The following is a 14,474-nucleotide window of genomic DNA, read 5'->3' on the forward strand; positions in this document are numbered from 1 at the left end:
CCCCGTGCGGCCGGTCCCGCCTTCTACTCTGCTCCTCTTCGCCGATGAGCTGCGGGCCGGTCCGTCATGGGGCCACGCCGCAGAAAAAAATACCCATCGAGCAGCAAGGAGGAAGACAGATGCAAATCCGCGACAACGTATTCCTGATCACCGGCGGCGCCTCGGGCCTCGGCGCGGCCAGCGCACGGCTCATCGCGGCCGTTGGCGGCAAGGTCGTGCTCGCCGACCTCAACGAGGAAGCGGGCAACGCGCTCGCGCAAGAACTCGGCGGCACCTTCGTGAAGTGCAACGTCGCGAGCGAGGAAGACGGCGCGCGCGCCGTGGCCGCCGCCACCGCGGCTGGCACCTTGCGCGGCCTCGTGAACTGCGCGGGCATCGCGCCCGCCATCAAGACCGTCGGCAAGGACGGCCCGCACCCGCTCGACGCGTTCAGCAAGACCATCTCGGTCAATCTGATCGGCACCTTCAACATGATCCGCCTCGCGGCCGCCGCGATCGCGCAAGCCGCGCCCGACGACGGCGGCGAGCGCGGCGTGATCATCAACACGGCCTCGGTGGCCGCCTACGACGGCCAGATCGGCCAGGCGGCCTATGCCGCTTCCAAGGGCGGCGTCGTGGCGATGACGCTGCCGATCGCGCGCGATCTCTCGCGCAACGGCATCCGCGTGATGACGATCGCCCCGGGCCTGTTCGAAACGCCGATGCTGCTAGGCATGCCCAAGGAAGTGCAGGATGCGCTCGGCGCGATGGTGCCGTTCCCGCCGCGCCTTGGCAAGCCCGACGAGTACGCGATGCTCGTCAAGCAGATCGTCGAGAATCCGATGCTCAACGGCGAGGTCATCCGTCTCGACGGCGCGATCCGCATGCAGCCGAAGTAACTAGCCGCGCGCCTTCGCGCTTCGCGTAAAAAAGCCCTCAATGCGAGGGCTTTTTTCGTCTGCGGAAAGCGCATGGGCGCGCCGCCGCTCAATCGTTATCGAGCGTGCGCTGGCGCAGCTCCTGCAATTGCGACTCGACGACCGTGGCGTCCTCGGCGTCGGGACGCTCGTCGAGATAGTGCTCGAGATCTTCGAGCGCGGGCCGCAGGTAATCGAGCCGCGCATACGCGAAGCCGCGATCGCGCACCTCTTCGATGCTCTCCGGCAGCAGGATCACGAGCCGCTGCTGGATGCCGAGCAGGCGCTCCCAGCGCTCGGTCTGCAGATACACCGACTTCAGGTTGCGCAGCATGCGCGCCACGATCTCGCGCCGTGTGGCCGGTTCGAGCATCATGCGCAGCGCACGCGCGACGGAATCGCCCGCACTGGCCACATAGGGCTCGAGCATCTCGACCATGTCGGACTCGGAGAGCGCGCGGCCCGTGGTCGGGTCGAGCATGGCGTCGCCGTCGGGCAGCGAGACGCGCAGCAGGAAATGCCCCGGAAACGACACGCCCTGCACCGGCAGCCCGAGCTGCGCCGCGATCTCCAGATAGATCACCGCGAGCGAAATGGGAATGCCGCGCCGGCGCCTGAGCACGACGTTCAGATGGCTGTTATCGGGGTCGAAGAAGTCGTTGAGATTGGCCGCGAAGCCCATCTCGCGAAAGAACACACGGTTCAGAAACGTGACCTGCTGGCGCACGTCGGCGCCTTCGGGCATGCGCTTTTTCGCACGCAGCGCCAGCTCGTCGATTTCAGCGAGCGTGCCTTGGAGGTCGAGGTCCGGGTAGGCATCCTGCGCGATCGCGAGTGCCGCTTCGGTGAGCGGCAGGCTCTCGTCGTCGGCGACCAGCGTGCTGAAATAGTCCAGCACCCGCGTGTTCATCGTGATCACTTCGTGCGCCTCTTGAAGTATGCGTATTTGAAGCCCATCAGCCAAAGCATACCGAAATATAGCGCCGCAAACAGCACGAGACAGGCCGCGAGCAATGCGATGCGCGCAAGCGGCTCGTGATGCAGACCGATCCAGTCGTAGCTGATCGCGCACCAATGCATCGCCCCGGACAGCACGAGGCACGCCCCCAGCAATTGCACGAAGAACTTGGCCCAGCCCGAGGACGGCATGTAGATGCCGCGGCGGCGCAGGCCGATGAAGAGCAGCAACGCGTTCATGCAGGCGCCGAGCCCGACGGAGAGCGTCAGGCCAGCGTGCGAAAAGATCGGCACGAAAATGTAGTTGCTGAGCTGCGTGGCCACGAGCACGCCCACGCCGATCTTCACGGGCGTCTTGATGTCCTGGCGCGCGTAGAAGCCCGGCGCGAGGATCTTGATGAGGATGAGCCCGATCAGCCCGACGCCGTAAGCGGTCAGCGCGCGGCCCGTCATGACGACGGAATTCGCGTCGAACTTGCCGTAGTGAAACAACGTGGCCGTGAGCGGCTCGGCGAAGAAGAACAGCGCGACCGCCGAGGGCGCCGCGAGCAGGAAGGTCACGCGCAGGCCCCAGTCGAGCAGCGCCGAGTATTCGTGCGGATCGGCATCGACGTGCGCTTTCGAAAGGCTCGGCAGCAGGATCGTGCCGAGCGCCACGCCGAGCAGCGCGGTGGGGAATTCCATCAGGCGGTCGGCGTAGTTGATCCACGAGACCGCGCCAGGCCCCAGGCGCGAAGCAATGTTCGTGTTGATGATGAGGCTGATCTGCGCAACCGACACCGCGAACATGGCCGGCACCATTTTCGCGAGCACGCGCTTGACGCCGCGATGCGCGAGCGCCTTGAGCGGATTGAGGCCGATGCGCGGCATCATATCGATCTTCTTCAGGCCCGGCAGTTGCACGATGAACTGCAGCACGCCGCCGACGATCACGGCCCACGCGAGCGCAAAGACCGGCTGCTTCATGTGCGGCGCGAACGCTACGGCCGCGGTGATGAACGCCACGTTGAGCAGCACCGGCGCGAACGCGGGCAGCGAGAACTGCTTGTACGTGTTGAGCACCCCGGACGCGAGCGACGTGAGCGAAATGAACACGATGTACGGGAACATGATGCGCGTCATCGTGACGGCGAGCTGATACGCCTGGCCGTCGCTCTTCAGGCCCGAAGCGACCACGGTCACGACGAAGGTCGCGCCCACGATGCCGAGCACCGAAAGAATGGCGAGCGCCCACGCCAGCACCGTCGAGGTGGCGTCGACGAGGTCGCGCGTGGCGTCGTGCCCCTTCTGGTTCTTGAACTCCGCGAGGATCGGCACGAAGGCCTGCGAAAACGCGCCCTCCGCCGAGATGCGGCGCAGCAGATTGGGAATGCGGAACGCGACGTAGAAGGCGTCGGTGTACTGGCTCGCGCCGAAAGCGCGGGCAATCAGCGTTTCTCGGGCCAGTCCGGTCACGCGCGACAGCAGCGTGAAGCCGCTGACCGTCAGCAGGGCTCGGAATAGATTCATGGGGCGCTTATTATACGGGTGCTGCCGGGTCCGTCGCCGATGCGCGGCGTCATGGCCGTCACCAGGCCAGGGCGCGCCCCGCCCGCCAAGTGCTTCGCGATTGCCACAGCCATGATTTTGTTGCTATAATTCTCGGTTTCGAGTTTCACAAAGGCTCGAATAGCGTCTTGGAAAGGAAGCGAAAAGTGGTCGTGAACCTCGGCCTCCTTCCCGCTTTGGCACAAAAGGCGCTGCCGGCAAGCCTGAAGCAGTCGCGAGGCAAACCCGGCAAATACCGTTTTGCGCTTTCGGGATCATTCCCGGAAAGTTCAAATCCAGGCAAAGAGCGTCGTCCCTGCTTGATCGAACGTTGCGAACGTTAATCGAATATCAGCGGGCCGGAGCTCATCGAAACATCAGGAACCAACATGGCAAATTCCGCACAAGCACGTAAGCGCGCCCGTCAGGCCGCGAAAGCAAACTCGCACAACTCGGCGCTGCGCTCGAAGTTCCGCACCGCTATCAAGGCTGTCCGCAAGGCGATCGACGCCGGCGACAAGGCAGCGGCCGCAGAAGTCCTGAAGGCCTCGGCGAAGACGCTCGACATCATCTCCGACAAGAAGATCGTTCACAAGAACAAGGCCGCTCGCCATAAGAGCCGCCTGGCCGCTGCCGTCAAGGCAATGCAGGCTGCGCAGTAAGGAGACGGACCGTCCGCCACGGCGGGCGCTTCCTGATTCCGCTGCAACAAAGAACCCGCTTCGGCGGGTTTTTTTGTGGCCGGCGGCTTCCCTTCCCTCTGCGTTCCCCACTCTCCCGCGCACGGACGCAAAAAAACCCGCCGCAGCGGGTCGTTCGCTCGAGGTGGCCTGGCCCCCTCTTTTTCGTGCGCCCTACGGCGCGGCATCGGCCGGAACCGACGTTTCGGCTCAGCGATTGCCGCGTTGCTGCGTCGCGTGGTCTTCCGGCAGCTCGCATGCCTCGGTCACCACGAGATCGTTGTCCTTGGCGAAGTTCAGCACGAAGTTGAAGGCCATCGGCTCGATGTCCTTCAGGCGCGAATCGAGCACCACGACCTTGAGGTCGCCGATCATCGTCGGCCGCACGTAAAGCGAATAGCGCAGATAGGCGTTCGGCCCACGCGCATTGGCCGACGCCTTCGGGCCAAAGCTCGACATCACCCCCGCCAGACGCTCCGACCAGTCGCTCGGGCGAAACTTCTTTCCCGTGCTGGTGATGCCTTGAATGAAGTATTCGGTTGGAGCGTCGTCGGCCATGTAGGGTACCTGTATGACTGCGCGGGCCCGCGGTGCCGCGGTGCGCTTATGCAGCTGAGTGAGCACGAGCGCGCCGCCCGCGCTTGTGCCGCGGAGCTCCAGCCGCAGGGCAGTTCGCCCGATGGCCGCGCGCAAATACAGTCCGATGGAGAGGGGAGAGGCCGTCCGCGCACCCCGACCGGTGCGGCGCCGCATCGAACGTGCAGCGCGCTGCCGGCCAGCGCACAGGCCACTCCCGCGAGCCCTGCGTCTTGCGCGTCGAGCCCGCCGTCGTGCCTGAAAAATCGTTGAGATTATAGCGCAGCAGCTCTTTTGACGCACCGCACATAAGACCCCCGAAAGGGGTAGGTACCCACTCATTTCCCCGTGCGCGATGCCTGGCGCCGATGCCAAGTGTGCCCCGCCCCTGCCTTTCGGCCGACTCGTCAAATTCCGCAAAATCCTTTATGCTCCATTGACTTACCACCAACCGCAGCGGCGTCGCCGGCCCAATCCTGCAGTTCGAGGCCGGATCGGGCGCCGTTTTCGCTTCATGACCTCCCGGACCATACGCCATTACCTGCAGTTCAAGGATTTCTCCCTTGACGATTATGAATATGTGCTGGAGCGCGCGCGCATCCTGAAGCGCAAGTTCAAGAACTACGAGACCTATCATCCGCTGCACGACCGCACGCTCGCGATGATCTTCGAGAAGAGCTCCACGCGCACGCGGCTTTCGTTCGAAGCGGGCATCTTCCAGCTGGGTGGTCACGCCGTGTTCATGAACACGCGCGATACGCAGCTCGGCCGCGGCGAGCCCATCGAGGATTCGGCGCAGGTCATCTCGCGCATGGTCGACATCATCATGATCCGCACGTTCGGCCAGGACATCATCCAGCGCTTCGCCGAAAGCTCGCGCGTGCCCGTCATCAACGGCCTCACGAACGAGTACCACCCCTGCCAGGTGCTGGCCGACATCTTCACGTACTACGAGCATCGCGGCCCGATCCGCGGCAAGACCGTGGCGTGGGTGGGCGACGCCAACAACATGCTCTACACGTGGATCGAAGCCGCACAGATTCTCGGCTTCAAGCTGCGCATCTCCACGCCGCCGGGCTACCCGCTCGACCCCGCTCTGGTTGCGCCGGAAAGCGCGCCCTTCTACACGATCTGCGACGACCCGAACGAAGCCTGCGCGGGCGCCGACCTCGTGACCACGGACGTCTGGACCAGCATGGGCTTCGAGGCGGAGAACGAGGCGCGCATGAAGGCCTTCGCCGACTGGTGCGTGGACGCCGAAATGATGGCGCGCGCCAACCCCGACGCGCTTTTCATGCATTGCCTGCCCGCGCACCGCGGCGAGGAAGTGAGCGCCGAGGTGATCGACGGTCCGCAAAGCGTGGTCTGGGACGAGGCGGAAAACCGCCTGCACGTCCAGAAGGCGCTGATGGAATTCCTGCTGCTCGGTCGCCTGAACCACTGAGCGCCGCAGCCGTTCGTAGAAAAAAATGCCGGGATTTCCCGGCATTTTTTTCATGGCTACGTTTTGCGTTGCGGCCGTGACGCGGTGCTCACGCGCCTATCCGCCATTCAAACAGTCTCGCCAAGCCTGCGCGCCAGCGACTTCAGGAGGGGCGCCACCCGTTCGCGAAACACCTCAGCCCCCATCGACGAAGCCGGCCCGCTGCAGCTGAGCACCAGCCAGCGCCGCTCGCGCGGCTCGCGAAACGGCACCGCCACGGCGTTGACGTCCTCGTGCCAGTCGCGAAACGAGTAGCAGACGCCCTCCTTCGCGAACACCTCGATCTCGCGCTTCGCCGCCGCGACCTGCGCGGGGCCGTCGGCGCCCGCCGCCTTTTCCAGCTCCGCAAAGAGCGCCGTGCGCACGTCGAGCGGCTGCACCGCCAGGTACGCGCGCCCCATCGAGCTCGTCAGCATCGACAGATGCGAGCCCGAGGCCAGCCCCAGCGTGAGCGCGGTCTCGCTGCGAATGGTCTCCAGATAGATCACGTCGAGACCGTCGCGGCACCCCAGCGACACCGCCGCCCCCACCTCGCGCGCGAACGCGCGCATGTGCGGGCGCGCGAGCTCGAGCGTATCCGTGCCCGAGAGCAAGGCGAAGCCCAGCGAAAGCACGCCGGCATCGAGCGCATATTTGCCGAGCGATTCGTCGAAGCGCAGATAGCCGAGCACGGTGAGCGTGTACGCGAGCCGGTTGACGGTCGCCTTCGGCAAGCCTGTGCGCTCGACGAAATCGCGGTTGCCGAGCAGCGTCTCGCCGGGCCGGAAGGCCCGCAGCAATTCGAGCCCGCGCGCGAGCGCCACGACGAACTTGCGCTCGTCGATCGGACCCTCGGACAGCGCGGACGAAAACGATGAAGATCCAGATGCAGACATGGGCGGGCTAGTGATACACTGAGGTCAATTTGCAAAACATTGTTCCGCATAGCGGAACTTCAGTCAAGCGCAAATTGTCCATTTCGAGAGATTCAGGAGAGACATCATGGCCGCACATGCCCAGTTCCATTGGGAAGATCCGCTGTTGCTCGACCAGCAGCTCACCGAAGACGAGCGCATGGTGCGCGACGCCGCCGCCGCCTACGCGCAGGACAAGCTCGCGCCGCGCGTGATCGAAGCGTTCCGCCACGAAAAAACCGATGCGTCGATCTTCCGCGAAATGGGCGAACTCGGCCTGCTCGGCCCGACGATTCCCGAGCAATACGGCGGTCCGGGCCTTAACTACGTGGCCTATGGGCTGATCGCGCGCGAAGTGGAGCGCGTTGATTCGGGCTATCGCTCGATGATGTCGGTGCAGTCGTCGCTCGTGATGGTGCCGATCTACGAATTCGGCTCGGACGCACAAAAGCAGAAGTACCTGCCGAAGCTCGCAAGCGGCGAATGGATCGGCTGCTTCGGCCTGACCGAGCCGAACCACGGCTCCGACCCGGGCAGCATGGTCACGCGCGCGAAGAAGGTGAACGGCGGCTACTCGCTCTCGGGCGCCAAGATGTGGATCACGAACTCGCCGATCGCCGACGTATTCGTCGTCTGGGCGAAGCTCGAGGAAGACGGCAAGGACGATATCCGCGGCTTCATCCTGGAGAAGGGCTGGAAGGGCCTCTCGGCGCCGGCGATTCACGGCAAGGTGGGCCTGCGCGCGTCGATCACCGGCGAAATCGTGCTCGACGAAGTGTTCGTGCCCGAAGAGAACCTGATGCCGGGCGTGAAGGGCCTGCGTGGTCCGTTCACGTGCCTGAATTCGGCGCGCTACGGCATCGCCTGGGGCGCGCTGGGCGCGGCGGAATCGTGCTGGCACACGGCGCGCCAGTACGTGCTCGACCGCAAGCAGTTCGGCCGCCCGCTCGCCGCGAACCAGCTGATCCAGAAAAAGCTCGCCGACATGCAGACCGAAATCACGCTCGGCCTGCAAGGCTGCCTGCGCCTCGGCCGCATGAAGGACGAAGGCACGGCGGCGGTCGAGATCACCTCGATCATGAAGCGCAACTCCTGCGGCAAGTCACTCGACATCGCGCGTCTCGCGCGCGACATGCTGGGCGGCAACGGCATCTCCGACGAGTTCGGCGTGGCGCGTCACCTCGTGAACCTCGAAGTGGTGAACACCTACGAAGGCACGCACGACATCCACGCGCTGATCCTCGGCCGCGCGCAGACGGGCATCCAGGCGTTCTTCTAAGCGCGCCCCTCGCCACCGTTGGCCGATGAAAAAAGCGCCGCACGAGTCGACTCGTGCGGCGCTTTTCGCTTGACTGCGCTTTACTGCGCGTTCCTGCTCCACGCGCCCGGTGCCGCGCGACGTGGAGCCTGGCCGAACGGCCTCTGGCTTTACTTGTTCGGCTGCGGCGTCAGGCGCAGATACGGACGCAGCGCCTTGTAGCCCTTCGGAAACTTCTGCTTGAGCACCTCTTCGTCCTTCAGCGACGGAACGATCACGACGTCGTCGCCCTGCTTCCAGTTACCGGGCGTGGCCACCTGATAATTGTCGGTGAGCTGCAGCGAATCGATCACGCGCAGCACTTCGTCGAAATTACGGCCCGTGCTCGCCGGATACGTGATGATGAGGCGCACCTTCTTGTTCGGGTCGATCACGAAGAGCGAGCGCACGGTGAGCGTCTCGTTCGCGTTCGGATGGATCATGTCGTACAGCGTGGACACCTTGCGGTCGCCGTCGGCCAGAATCGGAAAGCCGACGCTCGCCGCCTGGGTCTCGTTGATGTCCTTGATCCACTCATTGTGCGATTCGGCGCTGTCCACCGAGAGCGCAATCGTCTTGACGCCGCGCTTCTCGAATTCGTCCTTGAGCTTCGCAGTCAGGCCAAGCTCGGTCGTGCAGACCGGCGTGAAGTCGGCCGGGTGCGAGAACAGCACGCCCCAGCTAGTGCCGAGCCAGTCGTGAAATTTGATGCGGCCAACGCTCGAATCCTGCTCGAAGTCGGGTGCGATATCGCCAAGACGCAGACTCATGGTTCGGTTCCCTTTGAACGTGACAGGCCAGGGATTGCGCGCGGCCCGTCGATACGGTGGACATTTACAACATTGAAGCATACAGGGTCCCCTCATGCCCCGCGAACGAACATCGGGTCAGACCGTTATGAGTTTTGGTAATTTTGGGTGGAATCGCGGAAACTCACGGAAACTTTACGTTCCAGATCAACCCCATTTGGCTTACTGTGAATGTTCGTGCGCCGCTACGTGAGCGCGCAGGAACGAATCGTGCGGGTTCTTGCGCAACGGGGAGCAGCCACGCTTGCCAGCGCTCGTATCTTTGTTACGATTCACGCGTACGTGACACGATGGGAGCTAGTCAATGTCAGAGGTCAACAAGGAGAGGCTGATGTCCGATATCAAAACCGTCCTCGCGGATGCCGAGGACCTGCTCAAGCAAGCAGCGAGCGCTACGGGCGAGCGCGCTTCGGAGCTTCGCGAAACGGCCCTCACGCGCCTGAAGCAAGCCAAGGAAAAGGCGGCCGACGTGCAGGTCGTCGTGGTCGAGAAAGGCAAGAAAGCGGCGCGCGCCACTGACGATTACGTCCATGAGCATCCGTGGACGTCGATCGGCATTGCCGCCGGCGTGGGTGTCCTCGTGGGCTTGCTGATCAACCGTAAGTAAACGGACGCGGCGTGCCGCCGCCGCGAGCGCCGCTACGCGTAGCGGGCGGCTCGCGCAAGGCGGCAGCCGGTCCGGGTTGTTCGCGGAGATGCGGAGCGCAGTTGCCCGCATCGGGCGTCACCGGGTCACCCGCGGCCGCTAGCTGGCCGAACCACAAGCCGGCAGGCCGGTGCACCGCACCGGCCTGCCTTTTCTGGGCGCTTTCCTCGCGCATTCGCCTCGCGCGCACGCGCGGGCGGCAACCGCATTCGCCATGACGACAGACACCCACTCGCAGCGACCCGAACACGGACCGATGCGCCGCCTCCTCAGTTCCGCGTTCGCGATGCTTCATACGCGGCTCGAGCTGATCGGCATCGAGCTGGCAGAGGAAAAAGAACGCCTGCTCGGCGTGCTGTTCCTCGGACTCGCGGCGATGCTGCTGGCTGCGATGGCGCTGATCGCGCTGACCGCGCTCATCGCCATCGCTTTCTGGGACACCTGGCGCTGGCAGGCGCTCGCCGGGATTACGGTCGTCTATGCGCTCGGCGCGCTCTTTTGCGCGTTGAAGGCGCGCAGCGGGCTGCACAATGCACCGCTCGTGTTCCAGGCGACGCTCGAGGAGTTCGAGAAAGACCGTGAAATCCTTCGCAAGCACTAGCCCCTATTTGCCAACCGCCTGCCGCGAATCGAAGCCATGAGCCAACCCCGACCGGACAACGCCTTTCGCCCCGCACGCAAGCGTACTCGCGACCTCTCGACACCGCAGTTGCGTGCCTTGCGCAAGGAACTGCTGATCGTGCGCGCGAGCGTCGAGCGCGCCGAAATGGCGGCCTCCGTAGTCGAGTTGCGCCATGCCGTCACGAATTTCAGCTGGCTGCGCTTTCTCGTGCCGGGCTTCGGCCGCGCAGCGAGCGTGGGCCGCGCGGGCGCCGGGCTCGGTACTCTGCTCAAGCAATATCCCCTTTTGAGCTCTATCGCCTCGCTCGTCCTGGCCAAGCCGCTGCGTGAGAGCGTCGTCTCGGCGGCCCGGCCGGTCGTGAAATGGGGCGGCCTGGCGCTCACGGCGTGGGAAGCCTGGCGCATCTGGCAGCAGGTGCGCCGCCAGCGAGGCACGCAGAACGGTGCGGTGCGCCGTTATGTATCCGACGAAGACGACATCACTGGCTAAGGCGCCGTCCCACCAGCGCGCTACCGTCGTTCTCATCGGTCCCTCCAGCAATCGCGTGGATTGGGAGCCGTCCCGCCCGGCGCCTGATTGCCGCGCGTCCCGTTCGCCTCGAGCACAAATGTGCCGCACGGATCGTCGCGCATCGGACCCGCTTCCGTGGGCGCGGCCGTGATCGTATAGCCACCGTTCGTTTCGTCCGCCGCCAAAATCTTCAGCCGATAAACCGCCGTCCCGCCTGGCGGCGCCTGATCCATGCCCGCAGGCAGCGAAGCCGGCGAAGGACTTTGCGCGTCGACGAATTGCGCCGCGCGATAGAGCGCCGCGACGGCATCGATCCGATGTCCGCGCGCGATCTGACTGCGCCAGCCCGGCAGTGCGAAAGCCGCGACGATGGCCACCGCCGCCAGCGCGATGACCAGTTCGAGCAAGGTAAAAGCGTGTGTTCTGCGGTGCATCTTCTTCACTCCTTTTTGCCGGCTCCCCTTTTCACCCTTCACCGCCATCAAAATGGCCTTGCAACGACGCGCCGCCAATGGCGCTCGATACGCGTGCCGTCCACGATGAGTTGTATCTGTAGCCAGCTTTGCGCGTCGTCGGCGGAGCCGAATCCGCGTGCCGTGACGAGAAACGCGCGCACGGCCGGCCGCGCCTCGATACGCCATGCCTCGACGAAGCACTGCGGCGGCCTCGCGGAGCCGGGCCATGAACGCACGGGCGTCGTGGCCTGGGCCTCGAACGTGTCCTGACGGCGCCAGCCCTGCGGTTCGCCCGACTGTGCCGGTGCCAGCGGCGCTAGCGCCACGCCATCGACCAGCAAGTGCGTACAGAGCATGAGACCCGCTTCGGCCGCACGAAAGGAGCGCAATTGATCGACGACGGCGCCAGCGTTGCGAGCCTCGAACAGCGCCGCCTCGAACCACGCCGCAGACGTCGCGAGCATCATCGAAACGATCAGCAGAACGACCGGCAATGCGACGCCGCGCTGGTTCAGGCGCCGGCTACGCGAGCACCGCGCCGCAAACGTCATGAGTTCGCCTCCAGCACATTGCGCAGCGCCACGTGACGCCAGAAGGCCTGTCGTACACGACCGTCGGTAGCACTGAGCGACGCGCCGTCGCAATCCACATAGCGCACGCGCCGGGCAAACGGCGCACCACGCACGAGCACGCATAGATCGACGGCCACGACGGAGGCCCACTGATCGCGCGAGAGCGCCGCGGCATCCACGGCCTGCGCAGCGCCGGGTAGCCAGTAACGCACGCGCATGCGCTCGACGCCCTCCACGAGCGGCTGCGCCGTGCCTGCCTTGCCGGAGCCTTCGCAGTAAAGTTCGGGTTCGCCGGTCGAACTGCTCGCCTTCGCATGAAAGCGATTGAGCACCTCGGCCGGGGGCGGCCCGACCGCCTGCCCCAGGCAATCGGTGACCTGGCCATTCGCCGCGAGCCAGGTGGACTCGCCGTCGCCCCGGTAGCGCACCGCAAAGCCGTCCGAGCGATTCGGGAGCGCCTCGCACGTCAGGCTCGCATTCGTGCCCGTGGGGCGCCCGCCGGTGCAGCCGAAGATCGGCGGCCCCGCGAGCGCCGACGAAGCATCGGCGCCCACGAACCCGGCCATCTGGATCTGCTCGCCCATGAGCATCAGGGCATTCACTCCCGCCTCGTGGATGCGCGCGGCGTCGATGGCGGCCGCGAACGCCTGACGCTGCGAGCGCCAGGCGGCAAGCGCACCCGCCATCACGACGAGACCGAGCGCGACGGCGATCGTGAATTCGAGCAACGTGTGCCCTGCGCTAGCGCGCACGCGCCGCACAGCGCGCTTCATTGGACGAACGCGAGCGCAATGCAGGCCCGCTCCGATGCGGGTTCCGCGCCGCCGGTCTGGACGTCTTCGCATCCGTCGGCGGACGACGGCGCGCGCGGCGCGGCCTCGTCGCGCAGCGCGGCCCATGTCAGCACGACGAGCGCGTTCGCCCCCGCCGTGGCGGACACGACGGCGCGCCCCTCGGGCACGACGGACACAGCGCGTGCTTTCCATTGATCGCGAGGCGCCGCGTTCGCTTGCAGTGCGGCCTCGGCGATCGCGTCGGCGGCGAATGCGGCCCGCGCCCGTACCGCGGAAGCAAGCGCATGCCGCGCCAGTCCGAGCTGTGCACTCAGGAGCCCCAATCCGCACATCGACATGAGCGCCATCGCCAGCGCGACTTCGAGCAAAGCCACGCCGCGCGCGATGCGCGGACCTCGCCGAAAACGCCCACTTCGCGCGTTCATGACGCCGCTCCACATGCACCGTCGCTCACGCGAGCGCGCCCGCCCGCGGCGACGCGTATGCAGCGCCGCCAGCCCGCTCCCCGCATCGACGCCGCAGAGGCACGCGGCGCGATCTCGAAGTTGCGCAGGCTGCCGATCGCCTGCCCTGCCGGCGGCGTGAACGTGAGCGCCGTGAGGCCCGACGCCACGGCAATCTCGTCGAGCGCCGGCTGCGCACGCAGCAACAGTGACACGCCCGGGCGCTCGGCCATCACGGCCCAGCCGCACGACCAGTCGGGCCGCCCCGACGGGCAGCTCTTGCCGGCCGCGAGGCAATGCCGCGCGGCGTCGACACGGCAAACGCTCACGCGCACCTTGCGCCGGATCGCTTCGCTGCGCGCATAGGAGAGCGTGCCGAGCAACGCGTTCGTGCGCGCGTCGACCTGGTCGCGTGCGCGCCATGTGACGAACACCGGCGCGGTTGCCGTGGCGCATAGCGCGAGCAGGACGATCACGACCATGGTTTCGATCAGCGTGAAGCCGGCGCATTTCATCTGCAATCCTTATCGTTAAGGTATTGCAGTCACTCTACGGACGAACGCGAAACGGAACAATTAGCCGAACGGCCAGCTTATGCGCGCGTTCTCCGCCCGCGACAATGCAAGGGTCACGGGCAACGGCAGGGAGAACGGGAAATGCAGGAAAGGCAAATACGCGTGCGTTCAGAGCAAACGCACGAACGCTCAAAGGAAACACCCAAGCGTTCTACCGAATCGCGCAGGCGCTCAGCGCTTCTTTGGCGGAGTGGCGGCGCCGCTGGCGCGGCGAAATTCTTCGATCACGTCCTCGAATTCGGAGACATCCTCGAAGCGCCGGTAGACGGAGGCAAAACGCACAAACGCGACCGTGTCGAGCTCGCGCAATTCACCCATCACGAGTTCGCCAAGGCGCTCGCTGCGCACCTCGCGCTCGCCGCTGCCGAGCAGTTGATACTCGATGCGGGCAACCGCCGCGTCGATCGCGTCGGCAGCAACGGGCCGCTTGCGCAGCGCCAGTTGCATGCTCGCCATGATCTTGCGGCGGTCGAATTCCGTGCGGCTGCCGTCCTTCTTGACGACGGCCGGCATCGCCAGCTCGACCCGCTCGTACGTCGTGAAACGCTTGTCGCAGGCCGGGCAGCGACGGCGGCGCCGGATGGCGGCGCCGTCCTCGGACACGCGCGAGTCAACGACCTGCGTGTCTTCGTGCCGGCAGAAGGGGCAGCGCATGATGGATTACAGGCTGGATCAGCGGTAAACCGGGAAGCGCCTGGTCAGCTCGGCGACCTGCGCCTTTACGCGCTCGATCGTGGCT

The 14,474-nt window shown here is 65.5% G+C and carries 19 protein-coding genes; 8 read left to right on the plus strand and 11 right to left on the minus strand.

The genetic code is table 11. The features are described from left to right. The first annotated feature begins 119 nt into the window (after nt 1-119). The gene (locus U5775_RS04220) at nt 120-878 is read left to right on the plus strand and encodes a 3-hydroxyacyl-CoA dehydrogenase (RefSeq protein WP_322056850.1); all 759 of its coding nucleotides are present in this window, start codon (nt 120-122) and stop codon (nt 876-878) included. An 88-nt stretch (nt 879-966) separates the two neighbouring features. Here U5775_RS04220 and U5775_RS04225 read toward each other — a convergent pair whose 3' ends face one another. Together U5775_RS04225 and murJ are read right to left on the minus strand one after the other, a co-directional pair. After that, the gene (locus U5775_RS04225) at nt 967-1,806 is read right to left on the minus strand and encodes a SirB1 family protein (protein WP_322056851.1); all 840 of its coding nucleotides are present in this window, start codon (nt 1,804-1,806) and stop codon (nt 967-969) included. A 5-nt stretch (nt 1,807-1,811) separates the two neighbouring features. Continuing rightward, nucleotides 1,812-3,362: a murein biosynthesis integral membrane protein MurJ gene (gene murJ / locus U5775_RS04230; protein ID WP_322056852.1), complete on the minus strand. Its 1,551-nt coding sequence runs from the start codon at nt 3,360-3,362 to the stop codon at nt 1,812-1,814. A gap of 185 nt (nt 3,363-3,547) precedes the next feature. Between murJ and U5775_RS04235 the strand changes: the two genes are divergently transcribed. After that, a complete protein-coding gene (locus U5775_RS04235; RefSeq protein ID WP_322056853.1) occupies nt 3,548-3,724 on the plus strand; it encodes a hypothetical protein in 177 nt (58 codons plus the stop codon). 45 nt (nt 3,725-3,769) lie between these two features. Continuing rightward, entirely contained in the window at nt 3,770-4,042 is a 273-nt protein-coding gene (gene rpsT / locus U5775_RS04240; protein WP_322056854.1) for a 30S ribosomal protein S20, read from the plus strand. 228 nt (nt 4,043-4,270) lie between these two features. Here the strand turns inward: rpsT and U5775_RS04245 are convergent, their stop codons facing one another. Then, nucleotides 4,271-4,618, minus strand: coding sequence for a DUF3579 domain-containing protein (locus U5775_RS04245; protein ID WP_322056855.1), 348 nt, complete (start codon nt 4,616-4,618; stop codon nt 4,271-4,273). Between the two features lie 532 nt (nt 4,619-5,150). On the opposite strand from U5775_RS04245, the gene argF reads away from it, so the two are divergent. Continuing rightward, nucleotides 5,151-6,080 (plus strand): ornithine carbamoyltransferase, encoded by a 930-nt coding sequence (gene argF / locus U5775_RS04250; RefSeq protein WP_322056856.1) that lies wholly within the window; start codon nt 5,151-5,153, stop codon nt 6,078-6,080. Between the two features lie 107 nt (nt 6,081-6,187). Here argF and U5775_RS04255 read toward each other — a convergent pair whose 3' ends face one another. Then, nucleotides 6,188-6,994 (minus strand): IclR family transcriptional regulator, encoded by an 807-nt coding sequence (locus U5775_RS04255; RefSeq protein ID WP_322056857.1) that lies wholly within the window; start codon nt 6,992-6,994, stop codon nt 6,188-6,190. Nucleotides 6,995-7,100: 106 nt separating this feature from the next. Between U5775_RS04255 and U5775_RS04260 the strand changes: the two genes are divergently transcribed. Continuing rightward, nucleotides 7,101-8,291, plus strand: coding sequence for an acyl-CoA dehydrogenase (locus U5775_RS04260; protein ID WP_322056858.1), 1,191 nt, complete (start codon nt 7,101-7,103; stop codon nt 8,289-8,291). Between the two features lie 149 nt (nt 8,292-8,440). Here U5775_RS04260 and U5775_RS04265 read toward each other — a convergent pair whose 3' ends face one another. Continuing rightward, nucleotides 8,441-9,079: a peroxiredoxin gene (locus U5775_RS04265; RefSeq protein WP_322056859.1), complete on the minus strand. Its 639-nt coding sequence runs from the start codon at nt 9,077-9,079 to the stop codon at nt 8,441-8,443. 343 nt (nt 9,080-9,422) lie between these two features. On the opposite strand from U5775_RS04265, the gene U5775_RS04270 reads away from it, so the two are divergent. The 3 genes from U5775_RS04270 to U5775_RS04280 all read left to right on the plus strand — a co-directional run bounded on the left by U5775_RS04270 (nt 9,423) and on the right by U5775_RS04280 (nt 10,875). Further along, a complete protein-coding gene (locus U5775_RS04270) occupies nt 9,423-9,725 on the plus strand; it encodes a DUF883 family protein (protein ID WP_028220165.1) in 303 nt (100 codons plus the stop codon). A gap of 253 nt (nt 9,726-9,978) precedes the next feature. Next, on the plus strand, nt 9,979-10,365 hold the full coding sequence (locus tag U5775_RS04275) for a phage holin family protein (protein ID WP_322056860.1): 387 nt from the start codon (nt 9,979-9,981) through the stop codon (nt 10,363-10,365). A gap of 36 nt (nt 10,366-10,401) precedes the next feature. After that, entirely contained in the window at nt 10,402-10,875 is a 474-nt protein-coding gene (locus U5775_RS04280) for a DUF3318 domain-containing protein (RefSeq protein ID WP_322056861.1), read from the plus strand. 32 nt (nt 10,876-10,907) lie between these two features. On the opposite strand, the gene U5775_RS04285 is transcribed toward U5775_RS04280, so the two are convergent. From U5775_RS04285 to nrdR, 6 genes are all read right to left on the minus strand, one after another. Continuing rightward, complete coding sequence (locus U5775_RS04285; RefSeq protein ID WP_322056885.1) at nt 10,908-11,330, minus strand: type IV pilin protein; 423 nt, start codon at nt 11,328-11,330, stop codon at nt 10,908-10,910. 47 nt (nt 11,331-11,377) lie between these two features. Then, a complete protein-coding gene (locus tag U5775_RS04290) occupies nt 11,378-11,902 on the minus strand; it encodes a hypothetical protein (protein ID WP_322056862.1) in 525 nt (174 codons plus the stop codon). Continuing rightward, entirely contained in the window at nt 11,899-12,696 is a 798-nt protein-coding gene (locus U5775_RS04295) for a PilW family protein (RefSeq protein ID WP_322056863.1), read from the minus strand. The genes U5775_RS04290 and U5775_RS04295 overlap by 4 nt, the downstream gene beginning before the upstream one ends. Beyond that, entirely contained in the window at nt 12,693-13,142 is a 450-nt protein-coding gene (locus tag U5775_RS04300; protein ID WP_322056864.1) for a hypothetical protein, read from the minus strand. Before U5775_RS04300 ends, U5775_RS04295 begins: the two co-directional genes overlap by 4 nt. Next, the gene (locus U5775_RS04305) at nt 13,139-13,675 is read right to left on the minus strand and encodes a GspH/FimT family pseudopilin (protein WP_322056865.1); all 537 of its coding nucleotides are present in this window, start codon (nt 13,673-13,675) and stop codon (nt 13,139-13,141) included. Before U5775_RS04305 ends, U5775_RS04300 begins: the two co-directional genes overlap by 4 nt. A 231-nt stretch (nt 13,676-13,906) precedes the next feature. Continuing rightward, nucleotides 13,907-14,389: a transcriptional regulator NrdR gene (nrdR, locus tag U5775_RS04310; RefSeq protein ID WP_238462681.1), complete on the minus strand. Its 483-nt coding sequence runs from the start codon at nt 14,387-14,389 to the stop codon at nt 13,907-13,909. Nucleotides 14,390-14,474: the final 85 nt, after the last annotated feature.

The organism is Paraburkholderia sp. J63 (assembly GCF_905220245.1).
GTDB lineage: Bacteria > Pseudomonadota > Gammaproteobacteria > Burkholderiales > Burkholderiaceae > Paraburkholderia.

Bases quoted from the DNA above. Each gene is read 5' to 3' on its own strand.
- U5775_RS04295 (WP_322056863.1), bottom strand. From the start codon at position 12,696: ATGAAGCGCGCTGTGCGGCGCGTGCGCGCTAGCGCAGGGCACACGTTG.
- U5775_RS04290 (WP_322056862.1), bottom strand. From the start codon at position 11,902: ATGACGTTTGCGGCGCGGTGCTCGCGTAGCCGGCGCCTGAACCAGCGC.
- U5775_RS04245 (WP_322056855.1), bottom strand. From the start codon at position 4,618: ATGGCCGACGACGCTCCAACCGAATACTTCATTCAAGGCATCACCAGC.
- rpsT (WP_322056854.1), top strand. From the start codon at position 3,770: ATGGCAAATTCCGCACAAGCACGTAAGCGCGCCCGTCAGGCCGCGAAA.
- U5775_RS04270 (WP_028220165.1), top strand. From the start codon at position 9,423: ATGTCAGAGGTCAACAAGGAGAGGCTGATGTCCGATATCAAAACCGTC.
- U5775_RS04275 (WP_322056860.1), top strand. From the start codon at position 9,979: ATGACGACAGACACCCACTCGCAGCGACCCGAACACGGACCGATGCGC.
- U5775_RS04220 (WP_322056850.1), top strand. From the start codon at position 120: ATGCAAATCCGCGACAACGTATTCCTGATCACCGGCGGCGCCTCGGGC.
- U5775_RS04260 (WP_322056858.1), top strand. From the start codon at position 7,101: ATGGCCGCACATGCCCAGTTCCATTGGGAAGATCCGCTGTTGCTCGAC.
- argF (WP_322056856.1), top strand. From the start codon at position 5,151: ATGACCTCCCGGACCATACGCCATTACCTGCAGTTCAAGGATTTCTCC.
- U5775_RS04255 (WP_322056857.1), bottom strand. From the start codon at position 6,994: ATGTCTGCATCTGGATCTTCATCGTTTTCGTCCGCGCTGTCCGAGGGT.
- nrdR (WP_238462681.1), bottom strand. From the start codon at position 14,389: ATGCGCTGCCCCTTCTGCCGGCACGAAGACACGCAGGTCGTTGACTCG.
- U5775_RS04280 (WP_322056861.1), top strand. From the start codon at position 10,402: ATGAGCCAACCCCGACCGGACAACGCCTTTCGCCCCGCACGCAAGCGT.
- U5775_RS04225 (WP_322056851.1), bottom strand. From the start codon at position 1,806: ATGAACACGCGGGTGCTGGACTATTTCAGCACGCTGGTCGCCGACGAC.
- murJ (WP_322056852.1), bottom strand. From the start codon at position 3,362: ATGAATCTATTCCGAGCCCTGCTGACGGTCAGCGGCTTCACGCTGCTG.
- U5775_RS04285 (WP_322056885.1), bottom strand. From the start codon at position 11,330: ATGCACCGCAGAACACACGCTTTTACCTTGCTCGAACTGGTCATCGCG.
- U5775_RS04300 (WP_322056864.1), bottom strand. From the start codon at position 13,142: ATGAACGCGCGAAGTGGGCGTTTTCGGCGAGGTCCGCGCATCGCGCGC.
- U5775_RS04305 (WP_322056865.1), bottom strand. From the start codon at position 13,675: ATGAAATGCGCCGGCTTCACGCTGATCGAAACCATGGTCGTGATCGTC.
- U5775_RS04265 (WP_322056859.1), bottom strand. From the start codon at position 9,079: ATGAGTCTGCGTCTTGGCGATATCGCACCCGACTTCGAGCAGGATTCG.